This window comes from Cupriavidus sp. SK-4 (assembly GCF_000611125.1).
GTDB lineage: Bacteria > Pseudomonadota > Gammaproteobacteria > Burkholderiales > Burkholderiaceae > Cupriavidus > Cupriavidus necator.
This window is the reverse complement of sequence record NZ_JFJW01000069.1, coordinates 22,871-43,642: the sequence shown is the minus strand read 5'-3', so window position 1 is coordinate 43,642 and position 20,772 is coordinate 22,871. Positions and strand designations below refer to the sequence as shown.

The following is a 20,772-nucleotide window of genomic DNA, read 5'->3' as shown; positions in this document are numbered from 1 at the left end:
CGCTGGCGCTTCCCCCCCACATCTTCGACCCGAGACCGGCGTGACGCCCGATCAGTATTGCCAAGAGAAAGTCGCCCAGAGCGGCTCGAGCTTCTATTACAGCTTCCTGTTCCTGCCGGCCGAGCGCCGCCGCGCCATCACCGCGCTATACGCCTGGTGCCGCGAAGTCGACGACGTGGTCGACGACAGCCATGACGCGGGCCTGGCCCACCAGCAGCTGGACTGGTGGCGCGCCGAGCTGCGCCGCCTGTTCGAGGGCAAGCCGACCCATCCGACCACCAAGGCCCTGCAGCCGCATGTGCGCAGCGCCGGCCTGCCCCAGGGCGAGATGTCCGAAGTGCTGGAAGGCATGGAAATGGACCTGACCCAGACCCGCTACCTGGACGAGCCCGGCCTGGCCCGCTACTGCCATTGCGTGGCCGGCGTGGTCGGCACGCTCAGCGCGCGGCTGTTCGGCTATACCGACCCGCAGACGCTGGTATTTGCCGAGAAGCTTGGCCAGTCGCTGCAACTGGTCAATATCCTGCGCGACGTCGGCGAGGACGCGCGGCGCGGTCGCATCTACCTGCCGGTCAATACCCTGCAGCAGTTCCAGGTGCCCGCTTCCGAGATCCTGAAGGGCCAGCATTCCGAGCGCTTTGTCGCGCTGATGCAGTACCACGCCGGCCGGGCCCGCGCGCTGTACCATGAGGCACTGGCGCTGCTGCCGAAGCAGGACCGCCGCGCCCAGCGTGCCGGCCTGCTGATGGGCGCGATCTACCACGCGCTGCTCGACGAACTGGAAGCCAGCCAGTTCCAGGTGCTGAACCAGCGCATCGCGCTGACCCCGCTGCGCAAGCTGTGGATTGCCTGGAAGACCTGGGTGCGCAACAGCTAGCGTCCTGCTCTCTTTCCTATCCGACCCGCCAAGCCGTACCGCCATGACGCAGACATCCGCCTCCCTCGGCGACACCATCCTTGCCCACGCCGACCAGCTCGCCAGTTTCTCCGACATGGAAGGCGGCCTCACCTGCGCCTACCTGACCCCGGCCCACCGCGCCGCGCAGGCCCGGCTTGCGCAGTGGATGGAGGCGGCCGGCATGCAGGTGCGGATCGACGCCATCGGCAACGTCATCGGCCGTTATGCGGCCGACCCGGCCGTGCCCGACGCGCGCGTGCTGATGACCGGCTCGCACTTCGACACCGTGCGCAATGGCGGGCGCTATGACGGCCGGCTAGGCATCCTGCTGCCGATCGCCGTGGTCGGCGCGCTCAACCAGGCCGGCATCCGCCTGCCCTATCACTTCGAGGTGGTGGGGTTCGCCGAAGAGGAAGGCCTGCGCTTCAAGACCAGCTTCCTGGCCAGCAGCGTGCTGGCGGGCCGCTTCGATCCCGCCCTGCTGGAGCGCCAGGACGCGGACGGCATCACGCTGCGCGAGGCGCTGGCGGCATCGGACCTGCCCGGCGCGGGCGATCTGCAGGCCCTGCGCGCCGCCGCGGTCGATCCGGCGTCGCTGCTGGGTTTTGTCGAGGTGCATATCGAGCAGGGCCCGGTGCTGCTGCACCACGGCCTGCCGCTGGGCGTGGTCACGCAGATCGCGGGCAGCAGCCGCTTTGCGGTGCGGGTCGAAGGCCTGGCCAGCCACGCCGGCACCACGCCGATGGGCATGCGCCGCGACGCCGCCGCGGGCGCCGCCGAGATGATCCTGCTGGTGGAGCAGCGCTGCGCGGCGGCGCCGACGCTGGTCGGTACGGTGGGTCAGCTGCAGGTGCCCAACGGGTCGAGCAATGTCATCCCGGCGGCCTGCACCTTCTCGATGGATATTCGCGCCGGCGAAGATGGCATCCGCGAGGCCGCCATCGCCGACATCGTGGCCGGCATCGGCCAGATTGCGGAACGGCGCGGGCTGGCCGCCCAGGTGGAGCGCGTGCCGCCGGTCAACAACGCGCCGTGCGCGCGCTGGCTGATGGACCAGTTCGGGGCGGTGCTGAAGAAGCGCGGACTGCGGGCCTTCGAGCTGCCCTCCGGCGCCGGCCATGACGCCATGATGATGCAGCGCATCACCGACGTCGCCATGCTGTTCGTGCGTTGCGGCAACGGCGGCATTAGCCACAACCCGCTGGAAACCATCACGGCGGAGGACGCCCAGCTGGCGGCGGAGGTCTTCGTGGATTTCCTGCGGCACTTCCAGCCGCGCGGCTAGGCGCCACAGTGGCGTACCATGGGGGGCGCGGCACGATAAGAACGGATCAGCCGCCCTGGTAGATATCGCGCCCGAAGTCGTAGAGGTTCTTGCGCAGCTTGCGGCGCTCGTCCGGCGACAGGCGCGAGCTGCCGCGTTCGTCCCCGCGCCGGCGCTCGGCGTCGCGCTGCTCGGCGCGATGGCGCTCGGCACGGGCCCGCGCCTCGCGCTGGCTGTTGCCGGGATCGCTGGCCTGGGTCGACTGATGGGGCTTGAGCAGGTTGGCCATGCCGGCCGATTGCGCCTGCACCGTCCCGGCCGGAATGCACAGCGCCAGCACGGCCAGCGCCAGCGCTAGGCAGGCGCCGGCGATACCATGCTGCGGATGCCCGTGCCGGGTTCGGTTCACTTTCATTGATAATGGCGATCTTGGCTTCGGGAAATAGCAGTCTTTGGACCGACTGGTTGGACTGCCCTGAAGCCGGGAATTCCGGTACCCCGTCCGGCGCCGCACCCTCTGCAAGCATCGCGCCAGCGCGGGCAAGACAGGCTGGGCGAGGCAGTGGTTCGTCTGGTGCAAATGCGTGGAAACCTGCCGCGCATGGCGCCCAAAAAGACGGATTGCGCAGTGTAATCGCACGATTGGTGCACACTGCCATACCACGGGGTAAAGTATGTAACGTTTTGTTAAGCCATTTTGAGCGAAAGCGATAGTCGCTAAGATACCGCCATGGAAAATACCAGCCACAAGATTCTTGTCGTCGACGATGACCCGCGTCTGCGCGATTTGCTGCGCCGCTATCTGGGCGAACAGGGTTTCACCGTGCTGGTGGCGGAAAACGCCACCGCGATGAACAAGCTCTGGCTGCGCGAGCGTTTCGACCTGCTGGTGCTGGACCTGATGATGCCGGGCGAAGACGGCCTGTCAATCTGCCGCCGGCTGCGCGGGGCCAATGACCAGACCCCGATCATCATGCTTACCGCCAAGGGCGAGGACGTGGACCGCATCGTCGGCCTGGAGATGGGCGCCGACGACTACCTGCCCAAGCCGTTCAACCCGCGCGAGCTGATTGCCCGCATCCACGCGGTGCTGCGCCGCAAGGGCCCGGCCGAAGTGCCCGGCGCCCCGTCGGAAACGCCCGAGACCTTCGCCTTCGGCGACTTCGTGCTGAACCTGGCCACGCGCACGCTGACCAAGAACGACGAGGAAATCACGCTGACCACCGGCGAGTTCTCCGTGCTCAAGGTATTCGCCCGCCATCCGCGCCAGCCGCTGTCGCGCGAGAAGCTGATGGAAATGGCGCGCGGCCGTGAATATGAAGTCTTCGACCGCAGCCTGGACGTGCAGATCTCGCGCCTGCGCAAGCTGATCGAGCCGGACCCCAGCAACCCCCGTTTTATCCAGACGGTGTGGGGCCTGGGCTACGTCTTCATCCCCGATGGCGTGAAATAACCGATCGCGGCCGCTGTTCCCATCGTGGCGACCGTTATCGGCAGAACCGCAACGCGGTTCTTTGGTTCGCTGTTCTGGCGAACCTTCATGCTTATCGCCCTGCTGCTGGCGATTTCGCTGGGCATCTGGTTCCAGAGCTACCGGCTGTTCGAGCGCGCCCCGCGCGCGCAGCAGATCGCCATGCAGGTGGTCAGCGTGGTCAAGCTCACGCGCGCCGCGCTGCTCTACTCCGACCCCGCGCGGCGGCGCTTCCTGCTGCTCGACCTGGTGCAGAACGAAGGCATCAAGGTCTATCCGCGCGAGAAGGACGATGACTTCGCCGCGCCCACCGCCAACCCGTTCCTGACCACCCTGGTGCAGCAGGAGATCCGCAGCCGCCTGGGCGAGGACACGGTGCTGGCCACCACCGTCAACGACATTCCCGGCGTGTGGGTCAGCTTCGAGATCGAGGGCGACGACTACTGGGTGGCGATCAGCCCCGAGCGCTTCGAGCGCGTGCCCGGCATCCAGTGGCTGTGGTGGAGTATTGCCGCGCTGCTGCTGTCGATCATCGGCGCGGCCTTTATCACCGCGCGCGTCAACTACCCGCTCAAGCGGCTGGCCAACGCCGCCCGCGCCATCGGCGCCGGCGGCGACCCGCCGCCGCTGCCCGAGCACGGCGCCAGCGAAGTGGCGCTGGCCAACCACAGCTTCAACCAGATGGTGCGCGACCTGCGCCAGCTCGACGACGACCGCGTGGTGATGCTGGCCGGCATCTCGCACGACCTGCGCACGCCGCTGACGCGGCTGCGGCTGGAAACCGAGATGTCGCCGATGGACACCCCCACGCGCGACGCAATGATCGCCGACATCGAGCAGATGGACGCCATCATCGGCCAGTTCCTCAACTACGCGCGCCCGCCGCTGGAAACCGTCGAGCCGGTCGACCTGTCGGCGCTGGTGCACGATGCCGTGGGCGTCTACGCCGCGCATGACGATGTGCGCGTGCACGTGCGCGCCAATGAGCCGGTGATGGCCGTGGCCAACCGCATGGAAGTGCAGCGCATCCTGGACAACCTGATCGAGAACGCGCGCCGTTATGCCAAGGACGAGCAAAGCGGCATGGCCGTGGTCGAGATCTCCACGCGCGTGGACGACAAGGAAGCCGTGCTGACCGTGGCCGACCACGGCAACGGCGTGCCCGACGGCCAGCTGTCGCTGCTGACCCGGCCCTTCTACCGGCTCGACGCCGCGCGCAGCGAGGCCAAGGGCGCCGGGCTGGGCATGTCCATCGTCAACCGCATCATGCAGCGCAACGGCGGCCGGCTGCTGCTGGCCAACCGCGCCGCCCCGGCCACCGGCCTGGTGGTCAGCGCCTGCTTCCGGCGCGCCTGAGCCTGTCATGCATCCGGCCTGGACATGGCGGGTTGAACTCGCCGCAATCGTCACCAACTTGCCATAAGCGGGCCCATCGCGCATGGCATACTTGCCCTTCCGCATCGAAGCCGCCTGGCTGATGCCGCGGCTGCCCATGCCGGGATTCGCTCCAGGCGTCACATGCCTTGCCTATCGGGCTCTTTGAGAATATCAATTAGCCCGGCACCTGGTGATGACGCATAATCACGTTTTGTCGCGGTAAGCCACGTAGCCGGCCCACGCCAGCCACGCGGCCGCAGCACCGCTCTCATTGCAACCGTATCAGGAGATAGTCTATGAAGACCGTTGGTGACAAGCTCGAAGCCTTCCACGTCGTCGGTGTCAAGCCGGGTTTCAACAATCACGAAGAGAACGGCCAGTCGGCTTTCGAAGACATCACCGAAAAGTCGTTCGAAGGCAAGTGGAAGATCATCTACTTCTACCCGAAGGACTTCACCTTCGTCTGCCCGACCGAAATCGTTGCCTTCGCCAAGCTGAACGGCGACTTCGCCGATCGCGACGCGATCGTGCTGGGCGGCTCGACCGACAATGAATTCGTCAAGCTGGCATGGCGCCGCGAACACAAGGACCTGAACAAGCTGAACCAGTGGCAATTCGCCGACGTGACCGGTTCGCTGATCGACCAGCTGGGCGTGCGTGACCGCGCTGCCGGCGTTGCCCTGCGCGCGACCTTCATCGTCGACCCGGACAACGTGATCCAGCACGTGTCGGTGAACAACCTGAACGTGGGCCGCAACCCGGAAGAAGTCCTGCGCATCCTGGACGGTCTGCAAACGGACGAGCTGTGCCCGTGCAACCGTGCCGTTGGTGGCGCCACGCTGTAATTTGCTGTCAGTCGCCAGACACCGTGGCGATTCGCGGAGGGCCCTGCCCTCCGCATCAAAACCCGCTTGCGCGGGTTTTTTGAGCCCCGATCGATAGGAGAAATAAATGGAATTCCTCAGCACGATTAAGAATCTCATCCCCGATTACGCCAAGGACATCCGCCTGAACGTGGACGGCACCATCGCGCGCTCCTCGCTGGAAGGCAACGATGCGGTGGGCGTGGCGCTGGCGGCGGCATTCGCGGCGCAGAGCAAGGTGCTGGTGGATGCCATCCGCAATGCCGGCGTGCTGTCGCCCGAGGAAACCAACGCCGCGCTGACCGCGGCCGCGCTGATGGGCATGAACAACACCTGGTACCCGTACGTCGAGATGGCCGACGATCCGGACCTGGCCAGCCAGCCGGCCGGCCTGCGCATGAACGCCTATGCCACCCATGGCGGCGTGGACAAGCGCCGTTTCGAGATGTACGCGCTGGCCGCCTCGATCGTGGGCAAGTGCCACTTCTGCGTGAAGTCGCACTACCAGCTGCTGAAGAATGAACAGGGCATGACCGCGCAGCAACTGCGCGATGTCGGCCGCATCGCCGCCGTGATCGTGGCCGCCGCCAACGTGATCGCCGCGCAGTAAGCCCGGACACAGCGCGCCCCCGCGCCCTTTGCGGCACCCTGCCACGGGCGCCGTAGCACAGCAGCCGGCAGCTTCCCATCAGGAATTGCCGGCTGTTCCCATCCTGCAACCGCGCCGCGCCAGGGCTGCACACGTGCGGCGATCGGCCTACAATCCAGGCAGGACACGCACTTTCAGGCTGCCATGACCCTGCCTTCGCCGAATTCCCCCCGCTTCCACTACCGCCTCGCGGCGGTGCATGACTGGGGCGACATCGCCGCCGTCACGCAACAAGCCTACGGGCAATATGAGCTGGCCATCATGGAAGACTGCCGCGCCTCGTTCCAGCGCGGCATGCAGGCGGTGCTGGCGACCAGCCATCCGGATATGGAATGGTGGGTGGCGGAGACCGATCACGGCATCATGGGCGCCGTGCTGTTCTGCCATCCGGGCGCCACGCTGCCGGCACTGGACGGCAGCACCATCACCCTGACCCAGCCGGAAGCGCGGCTGCTGTCGGTCAGCCCGCAGGCGCGCGGCCTGGGCCTGGGCCGCACGCTGATGCAGATCTGCATCCAGCGCGCGCGCGATATCGGCGCGCCCACGCTGGTGGTGCGCACCATGCCGGAAATGGCATCGGCCATCCGGCTGTGCCAGCAGATGGGCTTCACCAAGCGCACCGAAGCCGGTGCGCGCACCGGTGCAATGGCCCGCCTGATCGACTACACCTACGCCATCCCGCCGGAAAACGCCGCGGCACCTGACGCCGCGCGGCCCTGATCAGTCCTGCGCGTCGCCCACCGAGGCGCGCCAGAGCAGCACCGCGGCCTGCGCCACGATGCCTTCCTGGCGCCCTTCGAAGCCCAGCTTCTCGTTGGTCTTGGCCTTGACGTTGCAACGCCCGCGCGCAATCCCCAGGTCTTCCGCCAGGTTCGCCACCATCGCCCCGATATGCGGCGCCAGCTTGGGCGCCTGCGCGATCACGGTGGCATCCACATTGCCGATTTCATAGCCCGCCGCGCGCACGCGGCGCGCGGCCTCGCGCAGCAGCGCGCGGCTGTCGGCGCCGGCGAACTGCGCGTCGGTGTCGGGGAAATGGCGGCCGATATCGCCCAGCGCGGCCGCGCCGAAGAGCGCATCGGTGACCGCGTGCAGCAGTGCATCCGCATCGGAATGGCCCAGCAGGCCGCGGTCGTGCGGAATCTCGACCCCGCCCAGGATCAGCTTGCGGCCGGGCACCAGCGCGTGGACGTCATAGCCCTGTCCCACCCGGATATCGAAAGGCATCATGCGGTCAGGCTCCTTTGCCGTCGTTGCCCAGCAGCACTTCGGCCAGTGCGAAGTCCTCCGGGTAGGTCACCTTGAAATTGCGCAGCGAGCCGTTGACCAGCCGCGGATGCAGCCCCAGGCGCTCGATCGCGCTGGCCTCGTCGGTTACCACCGCGCCGGCCGCCATGGTGTCCTGCAGCGCCTGGCGCAGCACGCCCAGGCGGAACATCTGCGGCGTCTGCGCCTGCCACAGCCCCTCGCGCGGCACCGTGGCGCCGATGCGGGCGTCGTCCTGGGCGCGCTTGAGCGTGTCGGGCACCGGCACCGCCAGGATGCCGCCGATGGCGGCGTCAGGGTCGTCGTCGCCATCGCTTTCCACCGCGCGCACCAGCGCATGGATCATCGCCGGAGTCAGGCCCGGGCGCGCGGCATCGTGCACCAGCACCCAGTCGCTGTCGGTCGCGCCCAGCTGCGCCAGGTGGTGCAGCCCGGCCAGCACCGAGGCATGGCGGCTATCGCCGCCGACAAAGGCGGTGTCGAAGCGCAACCCGGCAAAGGCGGCCGCGCCGAAGCGCGATTCCAGCGGCATGTCGTCGGGCGCCAGCACCAACGCGGTGGCGTTGATGGCATCGCACGCCGAGAACGCCGCCAGCGCGTACCAGATCATCGGCCGGCCGGCCACGGTCTGGTATTGCTTGGGAACGGCGCCGCCGGCGCGGCTGCCGGTACCGGCACAGGGAATCAGGGCAAAGCGGCGAGCGGACACAGGATCGGCGTGGAGTGAAAGAGGCGCGGGCGCCTGCTGGCCAGCATGGCCAGCGGGACAACCGGTGCGCATTCTATAATACGGCCCTTGCCCGTCGCCATGCCGCGCCATTCCGCATTGACGCGTGCCCGGCACGGGCCGTTGAGGTCCCCTGCTCCGACCCCCGCCCGCAATGCCGGCGGGGTGTCGTCGTTTTGAACGCCCCGCTGCCGACATGCCTGACGCCAAGCCCGCCTTCCCCTTTGTCAACCTGCCGCTGGTCAAGCCGGGGCTGCGCCACAGCGTGGCCGGCCTGCGCGGCTCGGCCGATGCGCTGGCTGTGGCCGCGTACGCTCGGCAGCACCGCGAGCGCGCGCCGATGCTGGCCGTGGTCTGCTCCCACGCGGTCGATGCCCAGCGCCTGGCCGAGGAAATCCCCTGGTTCGCGCCCGAGCTGCGCGTGCGCCTGCTGCCCGACTGGGAAACCCTGCCCTACGACAGCTTCTCGCCGCACCAGGACCTGGTGTCGGAGCGCCTGGCCACGCTGCACGATATCCAGACCGGGCAATGCGACGTGATGCTGGTGCCGGCCACCACCGCGCTGTACCGGCTGGCGCCGCCCGCGTTCCTGGCCGCCTACACCTTCTTCTTCAAGCAGGGCGAGCGCCTGGACGAGAACGCGCTCAAGGCCCAGTTCACGCTGGCCGGCTACGAGCACGTCAGCGCGGTGATGCGCCCCGGCGAATACAGCGTGCGCGGCGGCCTGATCGACCTGTACCCGATGGGCTCGGCGCTGCCGTACCGGATCGACCTGTTCGGCGACGAGATCGAGACCATCCGCGCCTTCGACCCCGACACCCAGCGCAGCCTGTACCCGGTCAAGGAAGTGCGGCTGCTGCCCGGGCGCGAGTTCCCGCTCGACGAAGCCGCGCGCACCGCCTTCCGCGGCCGCTGGCGCGAGGTGTTCGAGGGCGACCCGACCAAGTCGCCGATCTACAAGGACATCGGCAACGGCGTGCCGTCGGCCGGCATCGAGTACTACCTGCCGCTGTTCTTCGAGCACAGCGCAACCGTGTTCGACTACCTGCCTGCCGATACCCAGCTGGCCTTCGCCGGCAATGTCGACGAGGCCATCCGCCGCTTCTGGGCCGATACCACGCAGCGCTACAACTTCATGCGCCACGACCGCGAGCGCCCGCTGCTGCCGCCCGCGGACCTGTTCCTGTCCGAGGAGCAGTTCTTCGTTGCCGCCAAGCCGATGGCGCGCCTGGTGCTGCAGGCCGAAGCCAATGCGGACCAGGCCGCGTTCTCGGCCATCCTGCCCGACGTCGCGGTGAACCGCCGCGCCGATGATCCGCTGGTCAACCTGGAAGCGCTGCTGCTCGACAAGCAGACCCGCGTGCTGATGTGCGCCGACTCGGCCGGGCGGCGCGAGACCCTGCTGCAGCTCTTTGCCGAAAGCGGCCTGCGCCCGCAGCCGGTCGACGACTTTGCCGCGTTCCTGGCCGGCGAAGCGCATTTCTCGATCGCGGTGGCGCCGCTCCAGAGCGGCTTTGCGCTGCCGCAGGGGCAGATCGCCTTTGTCACCGAGGCCGAGCTCTACGCCGGCACCGCGCGCCGCACCGGCCGCCGCAAGCAGGAGCAGGCCTCCGCCGTCGACTCGATGGTGCGCGACCTGGCCGAGCTGAAGATCGGCGACCCGGTGGTGCACAGCGAGCACGGCATCGGCCGCTACCAGGGCCTGGTCACGCTGGACATGGGCCAGGGCGACGAGGAATTCCTGCATCTGGACTACGACAAGGCCAGCAAGCTGTACGTGCCGGTGCACCAGCTGCATGTGATCTCGCGCTATTCCGGCGCCGATCCCGATACCGCGCCGCTGCACCACCTGGGCTCGGGCCAGTGGGACAAGGCCAAGCGCAAGGCCGCGCAGCAGATCCGCGACACCGCCGCCGAGCTGCTCAACCTGTACGCGCGCCGCGCCGCGCGCGAGGGCTTTGCCTTCCCGCTCTCGCCCAAGGACTACGAGACCTTTGCCGAGAGCTTCGGCTTCGAGGAAACGCCGGACCAGGCCGCCGCGATTGCCGCGGTGATCGCCGACATGACCTCGGGCAAGCCGATGGACCGGCTGGTCTGCGGCGACGTGGGCTTCGGCAAGACCGAGGTGGCGCTGCGCGCGGCCTTTGTCGCGGTGCTGGGCGGCAAGCAGGTGGCGATGCTGGCGCCGACCACGCTGCTGGCCGAGCAGCACTTCCAGACGCTGTCCGACCGCTTTGCCGAATGGCCGGTGCGCATCGTCGAGCTGTCGCGCTTCAAGACCAAGAAAGAGATCGACGCGGCCATCAAGCAGATCAACGAAGGCACCGTCGACATCGTCATCGGAACGCACAAGATCCTGTCCGACCAGGTCAGGTTCGAGCGCCTGGGCCTGGTCATCATCGACGAGGAACACCGCTTCGGCGTGCGCCAGAAGGAGGCGCTGAAGACGCTGCGCGCCGAGGTCGACGTGCTGACCCTGACCGCCACGCCGATCCCGCGCACGCTGGGCATGGCGCTGGAAGGCCTGCGCGATTTCTCGGTGATCGCGACCGCGCCGCAGAAGCGGCTGGCGATCAAGACCTTCGTGCGGCGCGAGGAAGACGGCGTGATCCGCGAGGCCATCCTGCGCGAGCTCAAGCGCGGCGGCCAGGTCTACTTCCTGCACAACGAGGTCGAGACCATCGAGAACAAGCGCGCGCGGCTGGCCGAGCTGGTGCCCGAAGCGCGCATTGCCGTCGCCCACGGCCAGATGCACGAGCGCGAGCTGGAACGCGTGATGCGCGACTTCGTCGCGCGCCGCGACAACATCCTGCTGTGCACCACCATCATCGAGACCGGCATCGACGTGCCGACCGCCAACACCATCCTGATCCACCGCTCCGACAAGTTCGGCCTGGCGCAGCTGCACCAGCTGCGCGGCCGGGTCGGGCGCTCGCACCACCAGGCCTATGCCTACCTGCTGGTGCATGACGTCGAGGGCCTGACCAAGCAGGCGGGGCGCCGGCTGGAGGCCATCCAGCAGATGGAAGAACTGGGCTCCGGCTTCTACCTGGCCATGCACGACCTGGAAATCCGCGGCGCGGGCGAGGTGCTGGGCGACAAGCAGTCGGGCGAGATCCACGAGATCGGCTTCCAGCTCTACACCGACATGCTCAACGCCGCGGTCAAGGCGCTCAAGGCTGGCAAGGAGCCCGACCTGATGGCGCCGCTGGCCGCCACCACCGAGATCAACCTGGGCACGCCGGCGCTGCTGCCCAATGACTACTGCGCCGACGTGCACGAGCGCCTGTCGCTGTACAAGCGGCTCGCCAACTGCGAGACCGCCGAACGCGTGGACGATATTCAGGAAGAGCTGATCGACCGCTTCGGCCGGCTGCCGGCGCAAGCGCAGGCGCTGGTCGAGACCCACCGGCTGCGCATCGCCGCGGCGCCGCTGGGCGTGCGCAAGATCGACGCGGGCGAGGCCACCATCAGCGTGCAGTTCGTGCCCAACCCGCCGATCGACGCGATGCGCATCATCGACCTGGTGCAGAAGAACCGCCATATCAAGCTGGCCGGGCAGGACAAGCTGCGCATCGAGGCCAAGATGCCGGACGTGGCGATCCGCGCGCAGACCATCAAGCATACGTTGCGGCAACTGGCGTAGGGCGGGCATCCTGCATGGACGCGGCGCGCGGCCGGGTGTAGCATCAATTCCTTAACAAGTTAGCGATAACGCCCCCATGCCCGCTCAAGCCGCTTCCCCCCGCCAGCCCGTCACCGAAACCGCCGCGCGCGGCAGCGCGCTTGAATGGACCCAGCGGCTGGGCGCGGACGACACCACCAGCCGCCATTCCAACCTGGGCCTGATCGAGTCGGTGCGCGACCATTTCCTGGCCAAGGGGCTGACGCCGCATCTGAGCTACAACCCGCAGCAGGACAAGGCCAACCTGTTCGTCACCGTGCCCGCCGCCGACGGCAACACCAACGGCGGCATCGTGCTCTCCGGCCATACCGACGTGGTGCCGGTGGACGGCCAGGACTGGACCACCGACCCGTTCAAGCCGGTGGTGCGCGACGGCAAGCTCTACGGCCGCGGCACCTGCGACATGAAAGGCTTTATCGGCACCAGCCTGTCGCTGCTGCCGGCCATCCTGCAGGCCAGGCTGCGCGAGCCGGTGCACTACGCGCTGTCCTTCGACGAAGAGATCGGCTGCATGGGCGCGCCCTACCTGCTGGCCGAACTGCGCGACCGCGGCGTGACGCCCGGCGGCTGCATCGTCGGTGAACCCACCAGCATGCGCGTGATCGTCGCGCACAAGGGCATCAACGCCTACCGCTGCTGCGTCAGGGGCCAGGCCGCGCACTCGTCGCTGACGCCGCGCGGCGTCAATGCGATCGAATACGCCGCGCGCCTGATCTGCTTCATCCGCGACATCGCCGATGAGTTCAAGGCCAACGGCCCCTACGACCAGGCCTTCGACGTGCCCTACACCACCGCGCAGACCGGCACCATCCAGGGCGGCATCGCGCTGAACACCATCCCGGCGCTGTGCGAGTTCGTATTCGAATTCCGCAACCTGCCCGGCGTGGACCCCGAAGCCATCTACGCGCGCATCCAGGCCTACGCCAACGACGTGCTGCTGCCGAAGATGCGCGCCGAGCATGCCGACGCCGGCCTGACGCTGAGCAAGATCGCCGCCGCGCCGTCGCTGGACGTGGCCGAGCAGGAAGCCATCACGCAGCTGGTGCGCGCGCTGACGGCCGACCGCGACACCAACAAGGTGGCCTACGGCACCGAAGCCGGCCTGTTCCAGCGCGCCGGCATTCCGGCCGTGGTGTGCGGGCCTGGCGATATCCAGCAGGCGCACAAGCCGGATGAGTTTGTTTCGCTGGAGCAGCTGGCTGCTTGCGAGGCCTTCCTGCACAAGGTGGTCGACAGCCTGCGCGTGGCGGGCTGACATCCCCCTCTGCCGCGTTGTGTGCCCGGCAAGGACACACGGCGCGGCACCCTTCTGGCCGCCCCATCCGGAGCGGCCGCAGCACTGCCTGCATCACACCAACAACAACGAAGGAGACCTTGCATGGCTGTCCGTGATTCCGCATCCCGTTCCACCACGCGCTTCGCGCTCGCCGGCCTGGCCCTCGCCGCCGGCCTGCTCTGCCATACCGCGCAAGCGCAGGCACCGGCCGCCGCAGCTCCCACGCTTGCCGGCGCCGACGCACTGCACGCGCAGATCGAGACCCGTGCCAAGGCGGTCGAGAAGCAGCTGATCGCATGGCGCCGCGACATCCACCAGCATCCGGAACTGGGCAACTACGAGACCCGCACCGCCAAGCTCGTGGCCGACCACCTGCGCAAGCTCGGCATGGAAGTGAAGACGGGCGTGGCCAAGACCGGCGTGGTCGGCGTGCTCAAGGGCGGCAAGCCCGGCCCGGTGGTGGCGCTGCGCGCCGACATGGACGCACTGCCGGTCAAGGAGCGCGTCGACGTGCCGTTCGCGTCGAAGGCCAAGGGCCAGTACCTGGGCAAGGAAGTGGACGTGATGCACGCCTGCGGCCACGACACCCACGTGGCGATTTTGATGGCCACCGCCGAAGTGCTGGCCGGCATGAAGGACCAGCTGCCCGGCACGGTCAAGTTCATCTTCCAGCCCGCCGAGGAAAGCCCGGCCGACTTCGAACCCAATGGCTCCAACACCTGGGGCGCCAAGCAGATGGTGTCCGAAGGCGTGCTGGACAATCCCAAGGTCGACGCGATCTTCGGCCTGCACGTGAGCAGCGGCATCGAATCGGGCAAGCTGGGCTGGCGCAGCGGCCCCTCGATGGCGGCGGCCGACCAGTTCTGGATCGACGTCAAGGGCCGCCAGACGCACGGCGCTCGGCCGTGGGGCGGGATCGACCCGATCGTGGTGGCGTCGCAGATCGTGATGGGCCTGCAGACCATCCAGAGCCGCCAGGTCAACGCCATGCTGGAGCCGTCGGTGATCACCGTGGGCACCATCCACGGCGGCAACCGCATGAACATCGTGCCAGAGAAGGTCGAGATGATGGGCACCGTGCGCACCTATGACGAAGGCATGAAGAAGGACATCCATGCCCGCATGAAGCGCACCACCGAGGCCATCGCCACCAGCGCCGGCGCCGAGGCCAACTTCCGCGTGGTCGAGCTGTACAACGCCACCATCAACCAGCCGGCCCTGACCGAGAAGATGGCGCCCACGCTGCAGCGCGTGGCCGGCGAAGGCAACTGGATGATCACGCCCAAGGCGACCGCGTCGGAGGACTTCTCGTTCTACCAGGAGAAAGTGCCGGGCCTGTTCTTCAACCTCGGCGTGACCCCCAAGGGCCAGGATGTGACCAAGGCGCCTTCCAACCACTCGCCAGAGTTCTATGTGGACGAGCCGGCGCTGATCAACGGCGTGCGCGCCCTGTCCAGCCTGACCGTGGACTACATGGTGATGGCGCAGCGCTGAGCGGCTCGCCCGGGGTGCTGCGTGGGAGCTACAATAGCAGTTTTGCCGCGTTGCAGCCCCGCGCGGCAAGCGCCCGATCTTCATCCGCCATGCCCCTGATCCTCCAGAGCACCGCCCCGCTTTCCCCTGCCGACCTCGACACCGCCCGCACCCTGGCCCGCGCCTCTGAACTGGTGCTGCGCAGCGACACCGTCGCCGCCGCCGAGGAATGCGCGCCGCTGACGCCGGCGCTGCGCGATGCGCTGGACGATTTCTGCGGCCCGCGCGCGATCGACTGGGCAGTGGTGCCCGCCGGGCGCAAGCTGTCCGACTTCCGCCTGGTGGCGATGGACATGGACTCGACCCTGATCACGATCGAGTGCATCGACGAGATCGCAGACTTCTGCGGCCTCAAGGCCGAGGTCTCGGCCATCACCGAAGCCGCCATGCGCGGCGAGATCACCGATTTCAACGAAAGCCTGCGCCGCCGCGTGGCCCTGCTCAAGGGGCTGGACGCCAGCGTGCTGGACCGCGTCTATGAAGAGCGCCTGCGGCTGTCGCCGGGCGCCGAGCGCATGCTGCAGACCGTGCAGGCGCTGGGCCTGCGCACGCTGCTGGTGTCGGGCGGCTTCGTACATTTCACCGAGAAGCTCAAGACACGGCTCCAGCTCGACGTGACCCGCGCCAATACGCTGGAAATCATCGACGGCAAGCTGACCGGCAATGTCGTTGGCGAGATCGTCAACGCCGACGTCAAGGCCCGCACTGTGCAGGAAGTCTGCGCCCAGATCGGCGCCACGCCGGACCAGGCCATCGTCATGGGCGATGGCTCCAACGACCTGAAGATGATGGCCGTGGCCGGCCTGTCGGTGGCCTTCCGGGCCAAGCCGGTAGTGCGCGCGCAGGCCAGCGTCGCGTTCAATCACGTCGGGCTGGACGGCCTTCTGGCGCTGTTCCCGCACTGATCCCGGGCCGCGGCATACGCGGCATCGCGCGCCGGGCGGCAATCGCCCGGCTGGCCCCACCCGCCGGGGCCGCCAGCGACAATTCGCGCTACAGCCAGCGCAAGTCCCTCCCCAAGTGCAGATAGATCCCTGAGGCGCAGCGTCTACTTAGCGCTTGCTTCTTCAAATGCGAATCATTACCATTAATGTTTCGTTTATCTGACATTGCCCCATGCAAGTTCTGGCCGTCCTTCTCGGCCTGGCTGCGGCCGTGTGCCTGTACCTGGCCGCGCCCAACCAGGTCCTGCTGCCGCCCGGCAGGGTCGCGCAGCCGCGTGTGCTGGGCTGGCTGGGTCTCGCCCTGGTCATCGTCAGCACCTGGCTATGGAGCACCACCGACGGCTGGCCCGTGGCCATTGCGGCCAGCCTGGTGACAGTGCCCTGCGCGCTGTCGGTATGGCCCTTTATCGGCACCTATGCCGCGCGCAAGCGCCGGGCAGCACGGGAGCAACGGGCATGAGCGCAGACCAATCCGGGATGGGCACCAAATGGCTGGCCGGCGCGCTGCTCGGGCTGCCGCTGGCGGTGGCGCTGTGCACGCTGCTGATCCTGTGGCTGCCGGGCGGCTGGGAAACCGGCATCGTCGCGGCCGTGGTGGCCTGCCTGCCGGTGTGGGTGGCCATCATCAGCGCCAGCCTGCTGTTCCGTTCCAGCCGCACCGCCTGGATCTGGCTGGGCGGCGCCAACCTGCTCTGCTTCGGCGCGCTGTGGGTGCTGCGCCTGGCCGGCCTGGCGCCGGCTGCACTGGCCGCCCTGCCCGCCTCCTGAGAATGCCATCATGAAAACCGCAACCCTGCGCCTGTACCAGACGCTGCACACCTGGGTCGGCCTGATGGCCGGCTGGGCCCTGTTTATCGCCTTCTTTGCCGGGGCGGTCACCGTGTTCCACCATGAGCTGCACGTATGGCAGTCGCCGTCGCGGCTGAAAGGCAATGCGCCGGTCGAGGCCAAGGCCGACCCGGCCGCGGTCGACCGCTTCATGCAAAAGCTGGTCGCGATTCACCCCGAGGCCGCGGCCAGTTCCTACGTGATCATGCCCTCGGAGGGCGAGCCCAATATCTCGGCCTACTGGCAAGACAAGGCCGGCGAGTGGCAGATGACCACCGACGCCCGCCTGGCCGGCGACGCCGCGATGCAGCGCGACACCTCGCGCGACCACGTGATCGGCGAACTGTCGGCGTTCCTGAACAGCCTGCACTACTCGCTGGGGATCCCGGTAGGCGGCATCTACTTCATGGGCGCGATCTCGGTGCTGTACGGGCTGGCGCTGGTGTCGGGCGTGCTGCTGCACCTGCCGCGGCTGAAGAAGGACCTGTTCGCGGTGCGCCCCGGGCGCAACCTGAAGCGCTTCTGGATGGACACCCACAATGTGCTGGGCCTGTTCAGCCTGCCCTTCCACCTGGTCTTTGCCATCACCGGCGCGCTGTTCTGCCTGTCGCTGGTGCTGATGATGGTGTTCAACACACTGACCTTCGACGGGCGCCTGTTCGAAGCGGTGCCCCGCGCCACCACCGCCGTGCCGGAAGTGGCCGCGGCCAACCGGGCGGTGCCGACCATGCCCACGGCAACGCTGATGCAGATCGCGCGCGAGCACGGCGGCGAGCGCTTCACGCCCGAGTCGTTCCGCTTCCAGCGCTATGGCGACGCCAACGCCGTGGTGGAGGTGCGCGGCACCAGCACGCAGGCACTCGGCAACCTGGGCTCGGTCGGCATCCATGCCGCCAGCGGCGAGCCCAACGCGGGCCAGCTGACCGCCAACCAGACCGCCGGCACGCGCGACAGCAACCACGGACTCTACAGCGCGCTGTACACGCTGCATTTCGGCACCTTCGGCGAGCTGCCGGTGCGGCTGGTCTACCTGCTGGCCGGGCTGGCCGGCGCCTTCCTGTTCTATTCGGGCAACCTGCTGTGGATCGAGTCGCGGCGCAAGCTGCGCCAGGCGGAGCAGCCGCGCGTGCACCGGCTGCTGGCGCAGGGCACGGTCGGCGTGTGCATCGGCTGCTGCATCGGCGTGGCGCTGTGCTTCCCGGCGGCGCTGCTGTGGCCTGAGCGCGCGGTGAGCTACACGTATTTCACGGTGTTTGGCCTGGCCTGTGCCTGGGCGCTGCTGCGCCCGCCGGTGCGCGCCGCGGTGGAACTGCTCTACGCTGCCGCGCTGGCGTCGCTGACGGTGCCGCTGGCGAACGCGATCCTGACCGGCGACCACCTGCTGCACAGCATCCCAAGCGGGCACTGGATCATCGCCGGCTTCGATATCGGCGCGATCGCGCTGGCCGCGGGCTTTGCCGCCCTGGCCCGCGCCACGCAGCGCCGCGCGCGCAGCGGGCCGGCGGAGTCGGTCTGGGCGATGCCGCGGGCAGCCCAAGCCGCCCAGGCCGCCAGGCCCACCGCAAGCGCCAAGACGATGCCCAGCACGGATACACCCTGAACGCACCGCGCACGCACGCACGCAAAAACGGACGCAGCAGCGTCCGTTTTTGTTTCCTTGACCGCGCCAGCCCGGCCGCTGCCCTACACTATCTCAGGCCAACAACATCGAGCCGACCGCCATGGAATCAACCTTCCACCAGTTTTCCGAACTGTTTGCCCAACTCGGCCTGGCCTCCGACGAAGCCAGCATCCGCAGCTTTATCGGCACGCACGCCCCGCTGCCCGACGATGTCGAACTGGCCGAGGCACCGTTCTGGACGCCCGCCCAGGCCACGCTGCTGCGCGACGAGCTGCTGGACGACGCCGACTGGGCCGAGGTCGTCGACCAGCTCAATCTCGCCCTGAGGCAGCCGGCTTGAGGCCGCTTACGCGGCCAGCGTAGCCTCCAGCGCCTGGCGCAGGTCGGCGATCAGGTCGCGCGTGTCTTCCAGGCCGATATAAAGCCGCACCAGTTCGCCGGTATCCTGCCAGCCGGCCGGCGGCCAGGTGCCCGCCGGGCGCATGCCCTGCACGTGATACGGCACGGCCAGGCTGTGGGCGCCGCCCCAGGACCAGCCGATCGCAAACAGCTGCAGCGCCTCGACCAAGGCATCCACCTGCTGGCGCGTATAGCTTGCCCGCAGGATGATGGCAAAGAGCCCGCTGGCACCGGTGAAATCGCGCCGCCAGTTGGCGTGGCCGGGGCAGTCCGGCAGCGCCGGATGCAGCACGCGCGCAACCTCGGGCCGCTGGCGCAGCCACTCCGCCACTTCGCGGGCAGCACGGTCATGCGCGGCCAGGCGCACCGGCAGGCTCGGCAGCCCGCGCAGCACCAGGTGGCAGTCATCGGCGGAAACCCCCCAGCCCATCAGCATGCGGGTGCGCTTGAGGCGGTCATGCAGCGCATCGTCGCAGGTCAGCACGGCGCCCATCAGCACGTCGCTGCCGCCGGACTGGTACTTGGTCAGCGCCTGCACCGAGATGTCGATGCCCTTGTCGAACGGGCGGAAGTAGATGCCGGCCGACCAGGTATTGTCGATCGCGGTCAGCACGCCGCGCGCCCTGGCCGCGGCGACGATGGCGTCGCTGTCGGGCACTTCCATGGTCACCGAACCGGGTGACTCCATCCAGATCAGGCGCGTATTCGGCCGGATCATCGCCGCCATCGCAGCGGCGTCCATCGGGTCGTAGTAGCGCACGGTCACGCCGAATTCGCGTGCCAGCCACTCGCCGTGGTCGCGGTTGGGGCCGTAGACGTTGTGCGGAACCAGCACGTCGTCGCCGCTCTTGAGCAGCGCGAAGTAGACCAGAGAGATCGCCGCCAGCCCCGACGGCTGCAGCAGCGTGTGGCGCGCACCCTCGAGCAGCGCCAGGTGCTGGCACAGCGCCTCGCTGGTCGGCGTGGCGTGCAGGCCATAGCGCCAGTAGGTGGTGGCACCGTCGCCATGGGCGCGCAGTTCGGCCAGGTTGCGGAACACCACGGTAGAGCCGCGGTGCGTGGCGGGGGAGAACGAGGCAAAGCCGGGCGCGATCTCCAGCTCGGGCTGGACCGCAACGGTTTGCAGGTAATGGGCGGGCGACGCGGGCTTGTCGGATGGCGAATCGGACACGGCGGTTTCCTTGCTGGCTGCTGGCCGGCCACGGCGCGCTGCCCTGGCGGTATCGCCCGGGCAGAAGCACGGCACGGTCAGGAATGAGACTCGATGAGCCTTCGAGCTTACCAGCAAATGCCGGCCGCGCCACCGGCGATGGCAACGGCGGGCACCAGGAAGCGGCTTACCAGCCGGAAATCGAGGACTTCGGCGGCGGCGGCGCGTAGGTGACGCCGCTGTTGGGCCTCATGTCGAACGGGGGAATCACCAGCACGCCCAGCGGGCGGATAAAGAACGGCAGCACGATGGCCGGGTTGAACGCATCGGTCCAGGTGCCGCGCACGGCGCCGCTGGCGTCGATGCTGCCTTCCCAGTTGCCCGACACGCGGGTGCCGTCGCCGGACTCCTCCATCAGGAAGGCGCCGTCCTCCCACTCGCCCGCCAGCAGGCGCACACCGGCGCCACGGCCGGCGTATTCGCCGCGCACGCTGTCGCGCTCGTCAGGCTTGGGGCCCAGGCGCAGCCGCACCGGCTGGTCGCCGACCTTGCCGACGTAGACCGGCAGCGACGCATATTCCGGCCGCGGCGCCAGAGGTATTGGCGCGCCTGTGGAAAGCGAGGTGCCGCCGCGCCGGGTTTCGCCGTCGCGAATGGCCTGGTTGATGCCCAGGCCTTCCCCGCCGGCTGGCCCGGCGTTCAGCGGGCCAGTCGACAGCTCGGTCGACGGCGCTGCCTGCGCCGTGCCCGCCAGGGCGAGCACGGCGGCCAGGCCGAGCGTGCAGAGGCTCTTCGTCAGCAAAGCCAGGCGCAAGGCAAAC

General features: G+C 68.3%; 20 protein-coding genes. 15 read left to right on the top strand and 5 right to left on the bottom strand.

The features are described from left to right. Positions 1-40 precede the first annotated feature (40 nt). Positions 41-877 (top strand): presqualene diphosphate synthase HpnD, encoded by an 837-nt coding sequence (gene hpnD / locus CF68_RS15180; RefSeq protein WP_035820118.1) that lies wholly within the window; start codon positions 41-43, stop codon positions 875-877. Between the two features lie 43 nt (positions 878-920). Then, positions 921-2,183 (top strand): Zn-dependent hydrolase, encoded by a 1,263-nt coding sequence (locus CF68_RS15175; protein WP_035820117.1) that lies wholly within the window; start codon positions 921-923, stop codon positions 2,181-2,183. A 46-nt stretch (positions 2,184-2,229) separates the two neighbouring features. Here the strand turns inward: CF68_RS15175 and CF68_RS15170 are convergent, their stop codons facing one another. After that, complete coding sequence (locus tag CF68_RS15170) at positions 2,230-2,577, bottom strand: hypothetical protein (RefSeq protein ID WP_035820116.1); 348 nt, start codon at positions 2,575-2,577, stop codon at positions 2,230-2,232. 315 nt (positions 2,578-2,892) lie between these two features. On the opposite strand from CF68_RS15170, the gene ompR reads away from it, so the two are divergent. The 5 genes from ompR (at position 2,893) to CF68_RS15145 (ending at position 7,242) form a co-directional block, all read left to right on the top strand. Continuing rightward, on the top strand, positions 2,893-3,615 hold the full coding sequence (ompR, locus tag CF68_RS15165; RefSeq protein ID WP_010810107.1) for a two-component system response regulator OmpR: 723 nt from the start codon (positions 2,893-2,895) through the stop codon (positions 3,613-3,615). 24 nt (positions 3,616-3,639) lie between these two features. Then, entirely contained in the window at positions 3,640-4,989 is a 1,350-nt protein-coding gene (locus CF68_RS15160; protein ID WP_035820114.1) for an ATP-binding protein, read from the top strand. A 317-nt stretch (positions 4,990-5,306) separates the two neighbouring features. After that, the gene (locus CF68_RS15155; protein WP_035820113.1) at positions 5,307-5,855 is read left to right on the top strand and encodes a peroxiredoxin; all 549 of its coding nucleotides are present in this window, start codon (positions 5,307-5,309) and stop codon (positions 5,853-5,855) included. Between the two features lie 106 nt (positions 5,856-5,961). Further along, positions 5,962-6,483, top strand: coding sequence for a carboxymuconolactone decarboxylase family protein (locus tag CF68_RS15150; protein WP_035820111.1), 522 nt, complete (start codon positions 5,962-5,964; stop codon positions 6,481-6,483). 183 nt (positions 6,484-6,666) lie between these two features. Beyond that, positions 6,667-7,242 carry a GNAT family N-acetyltransferase gene (locus CF68_RS15145; RefSeq protein ID WP_035820110.1) on the top strand — a complete coding sequence of 192 codons (576 nt, stop codon included), beginning with the start codon at positions 6,667-6,669 and terminating at the stop codon, positions 7,240-7,242. Here CF68_RS15145 and ispF read toward each other — a convergent pair whose 3' ends face one another. Further along, positions 7,243-7,752, bottom strand: a complete 510-nt coding sequence (gene ispF, locus CF68_RS15140; protein ID WP_035820108.1) for a 2-C-methyl-D-erythritol 2,4-cyclodiphosphate synthase — start codon at positions 7,750-7,752, stop codon at positions 7,243-7,245. A gap of 4 nt (positions 7,753-7,756) precedes the next feature. Then, positions 7,757-8,569: a 2-C-methyl-D-erythritol 4-phosphate cytidylyltransferase gene (ispD, locus tag CF68_RS15135; RefSeq protein WP_152548497.1), complete on the bottom strand. Its 813-nt coding sequence runs from the start codon at positions 8,567-8,569 to the stop codon at positions 7,757-7,759. 142 nt (positions 8,570-8,711) lie between these two features. On the opposite strand from ispD, the gene mfd reads away from it, so the two are divergent. The 8 genes from mfd (at position 8,712) to CF68_RS15095 (ending at position 18,742) form a co-directional block, all read left to right on the top strand. Continuing rightward, positions 8,712-12,161 carry a transcription-repair coupling factor gene (mfd, locus tag CF68_RS15130; RefSeq protein WP_035820106.1) on the top strand — a complete coding sequence of 1,150 codons (3,450 nt, stop codon included), beginning with the start codon at positions 8,712-8,714 and terminating at the stop codon, positions 12,159-12,161. 76 nt (positions 12,162-12,237) lie between these two features. Continuing rightward, complete coding sequence (argE, locus tag CF68_RS15125) at positions 12,238-13,455, top strand: acetylornithine deacetylase (protein WP_035820105.1); 1,218 nt, start codon at positions 12,238-12,240, stop codon at positions 13,453-13,455. Positions 13,456-13,578: 123 nt separating this feature from the next. Beyond that, complete coding sequence (locus CF68_RS15120) at positions 13,579-14,970, top strand: amidohydrolase (RefSeq protein ID WP_035820103.1); 1,392 nt, start codon at positions 13,579-13,581, stop codon at positions 14,968-14,970. An 89-nt stretch (positions 14,971-15,059) separates the two neighbouring features. Next, positions 15,060-15,914, top strand: coding sequence for a phosphoserine phosphatase SerB (gene serB / locus CF68_RS15115; RefSeq protein WP_035820101.1), 855 nt, complete (start codon positions 15,060-15,062; stop codon positions 15,912-15,914). 211 nt (positions 15,915-16,125) lie between these two features. Then, the gene (locus CF68_RS15110) at positions 16,126-16,413 is read left to right on the top strand and encodes a hypothetical protein (protein ID WP_035820099.1); all 288 of its coding nucleotides are present in this window, start codon (positions 16,126-16,128) and stop codon (positions 16,411-16,413) included. Continuing rightward, complete coding sequence (locus CF68_RS15105) at positions 16,410-16,721, top strand: hypothetical protein (RefSeq protein WP_035820097.1); 312 nt, start codon at positions 16,410-16,412, stop codon at positions 16,719-16,721. The genes CF68_RS15110 and CF68_RS15105 overlap by 4 nt, the downstream gene beginning before the upstream one ends. Positions 16,722-16,731: 10 nt before the next feature. Next, positions 16,732-18,381: a PepSY domain-containing protein gene (locus CF68_RS15100; protein ID WP_035820095.1), complete on the top strand. Its 1,650-nt coding sequence runs from the start codon at positions 16,732-16,734 to the stop codon at positions 18,379-18,381. 121 nt (positions 18,382-18,502) lie between these two features. Continuing rightward, complete coding sequence (locus CF68_RS15095; RefSeq protein ID WP_010810122.1) at positions 18,503-18,742, top strand: DUF2789 domain-containing protein; 240 nt, start codon at positions 18,503-18,505, stop codon at positions 18,740-18,742. Positions 18,743-18,748: 6 nt separating this feature from the next. On the opposite strand, the gene CF68_RS15090 is transcribed toward CF68_RS15095, so the two are convergent. Beyond that, positions 18,749-19,972 carry a cystathionine beta-lyase gene (locus tag CF68_RS15090; RefSeq protein ID WP_035820092.1) on the bottom strand — a complete coding sequence of 408 codons (1,224 nt, stop codon included), beginning with the start codon at positions 19,970-19,972 and terminating at the stop codon, positions 18,749-18,751. A gap of 166 nt (positions 19,973-20,138) precedes the next feature. Then, positions 20,139-20,765, bottom strand: coding sequence for a hypothetical protein (locus CF68_RS15085; RefSeq protein WP_035820090.1), 627 nt, complete (start codon positions 20,763-20,765; stop codon positions 20,139-20,141). Positions 20,766-20,772 lie beyond the last annotated feature (7 nt).

What these genes read in the sequence shown, in the direction of transcription:
- CF68_RS15145 (WP_035820110.1), top strand. Translation starts at nt 6,667, where the DNA reads ATGACCCTGCCTTCGCCGAATTCCCCCCGCTTCCACTACCGCCTCGCG.
- mfd (WP_035820106.1), top strand. Translation starts at nt 8,712, where the DNA reads ATGCCTGACGCCAAGCCCGCCTTCCCCTTTGTCAACCTGCCGCTGGTC.
- CF68_RS15170 (WP_035820116.1), bottom strand. Translation starts at nt 2,577, where the DNA reads ATGAAAGTGAACCGAACCCGGCACGGGCATCCGCAGCATGGTATCGCC.
- ispF (WP_035820108.1), bottom strand. Translation starts at nt 7,752, where the DNA reads ATGATGCCTTTCGATATCCGGGTGGGACAGGGCTATGACGTCCACGCG.
- CF68_RS15150 (WP_035820111.1), top strand. Translation starts at nt 5,962, where the DNA reads ATGGAATTCCTCAGCACGATTAAGAATCTCATCCCCGATTACGCCAAG.
- ompR (WP_010810107.1), top strand. Translation starts at nt 2,893, where the DNA reads ATGGAAAATACCAGCCACAAGATTCTTGTCGTCGACGATGACCCGCGT.
- CF68_RS15110 (WP_035820099.1), top strand. Translation starts at nt 16,126, where the DNA reads ATGCAAGTTCTGGCCGTCCTTCTCGGCCTGGCTGCGGCCGTGTGCCTG.
- ispD (WP_152548497.1), bottom strand. Translation starts at nt 8,569, where the DNA reads ATGCGCACCGGTTGTCCCGCTGGCCATGCTGGCCAGCAGGCGCCCGCG.
- CF68_RS15105 (WP_035820097.1), top strand. Translation starts at nt 16,410, where the DNA reads ATGAGCGCAGACCAATCCGGGATGGGCACCAAATGGCTGGCCGGCGCG.
- CF68_RS15175 (WP_035820117.1), top strand. Translation starts at nt 921, where the DNA reads ATGACGCAGACATCCGCCTCCCTCGGCGACACCATCCTTGCCCACGCC.
- argE (WP_035820105.1), top strand. Translation starts at nt 12,238, where the DNA reads ATGCCCGCTCAAGCCGCTTCCCCCCGCCAGCCCGTCACCGAAACCGCC.
- CF68_RS15095 (WP_010810122.1), top strand. Translation starts at nt 18,503, where the DNA reads ATGGAATCAACCTTCCACCAGTTTTCCGAACTGTTTGCCCAACTCGGC.
- CF68_RS15100 (WP_035820095.1), top strand. Translation starts at nt 16,732, where the DNA reads ATGAAAACCGCAACCCTGCGCCTGTACCAGACGCTGCACACCTGGGTC.
- CF68_RS15155 (WP_035820113.1), top strand. Translation starts at nt 5,307, where the DNA reads ATGAAGACCGTTGGTGACAAGCTCGAAGCCTTCCACGTCGTCGGTGTC.
- serB (WP_035820101.1), top strand. Translation starts at nt 15,060, where the DNA reads ATGCCCCTGATCCTCCAGAGCACCGCCCCGCTTTCCCCTGCCGACCTC.
- CF68_RS15120 (WP_035820103.1), top strand. Translation starts at nt 13,579, where the DNA reads ATGGCTGTCCGTGATTCCGCATCCCGTTCCACCACGCGCTTCGCGCTC.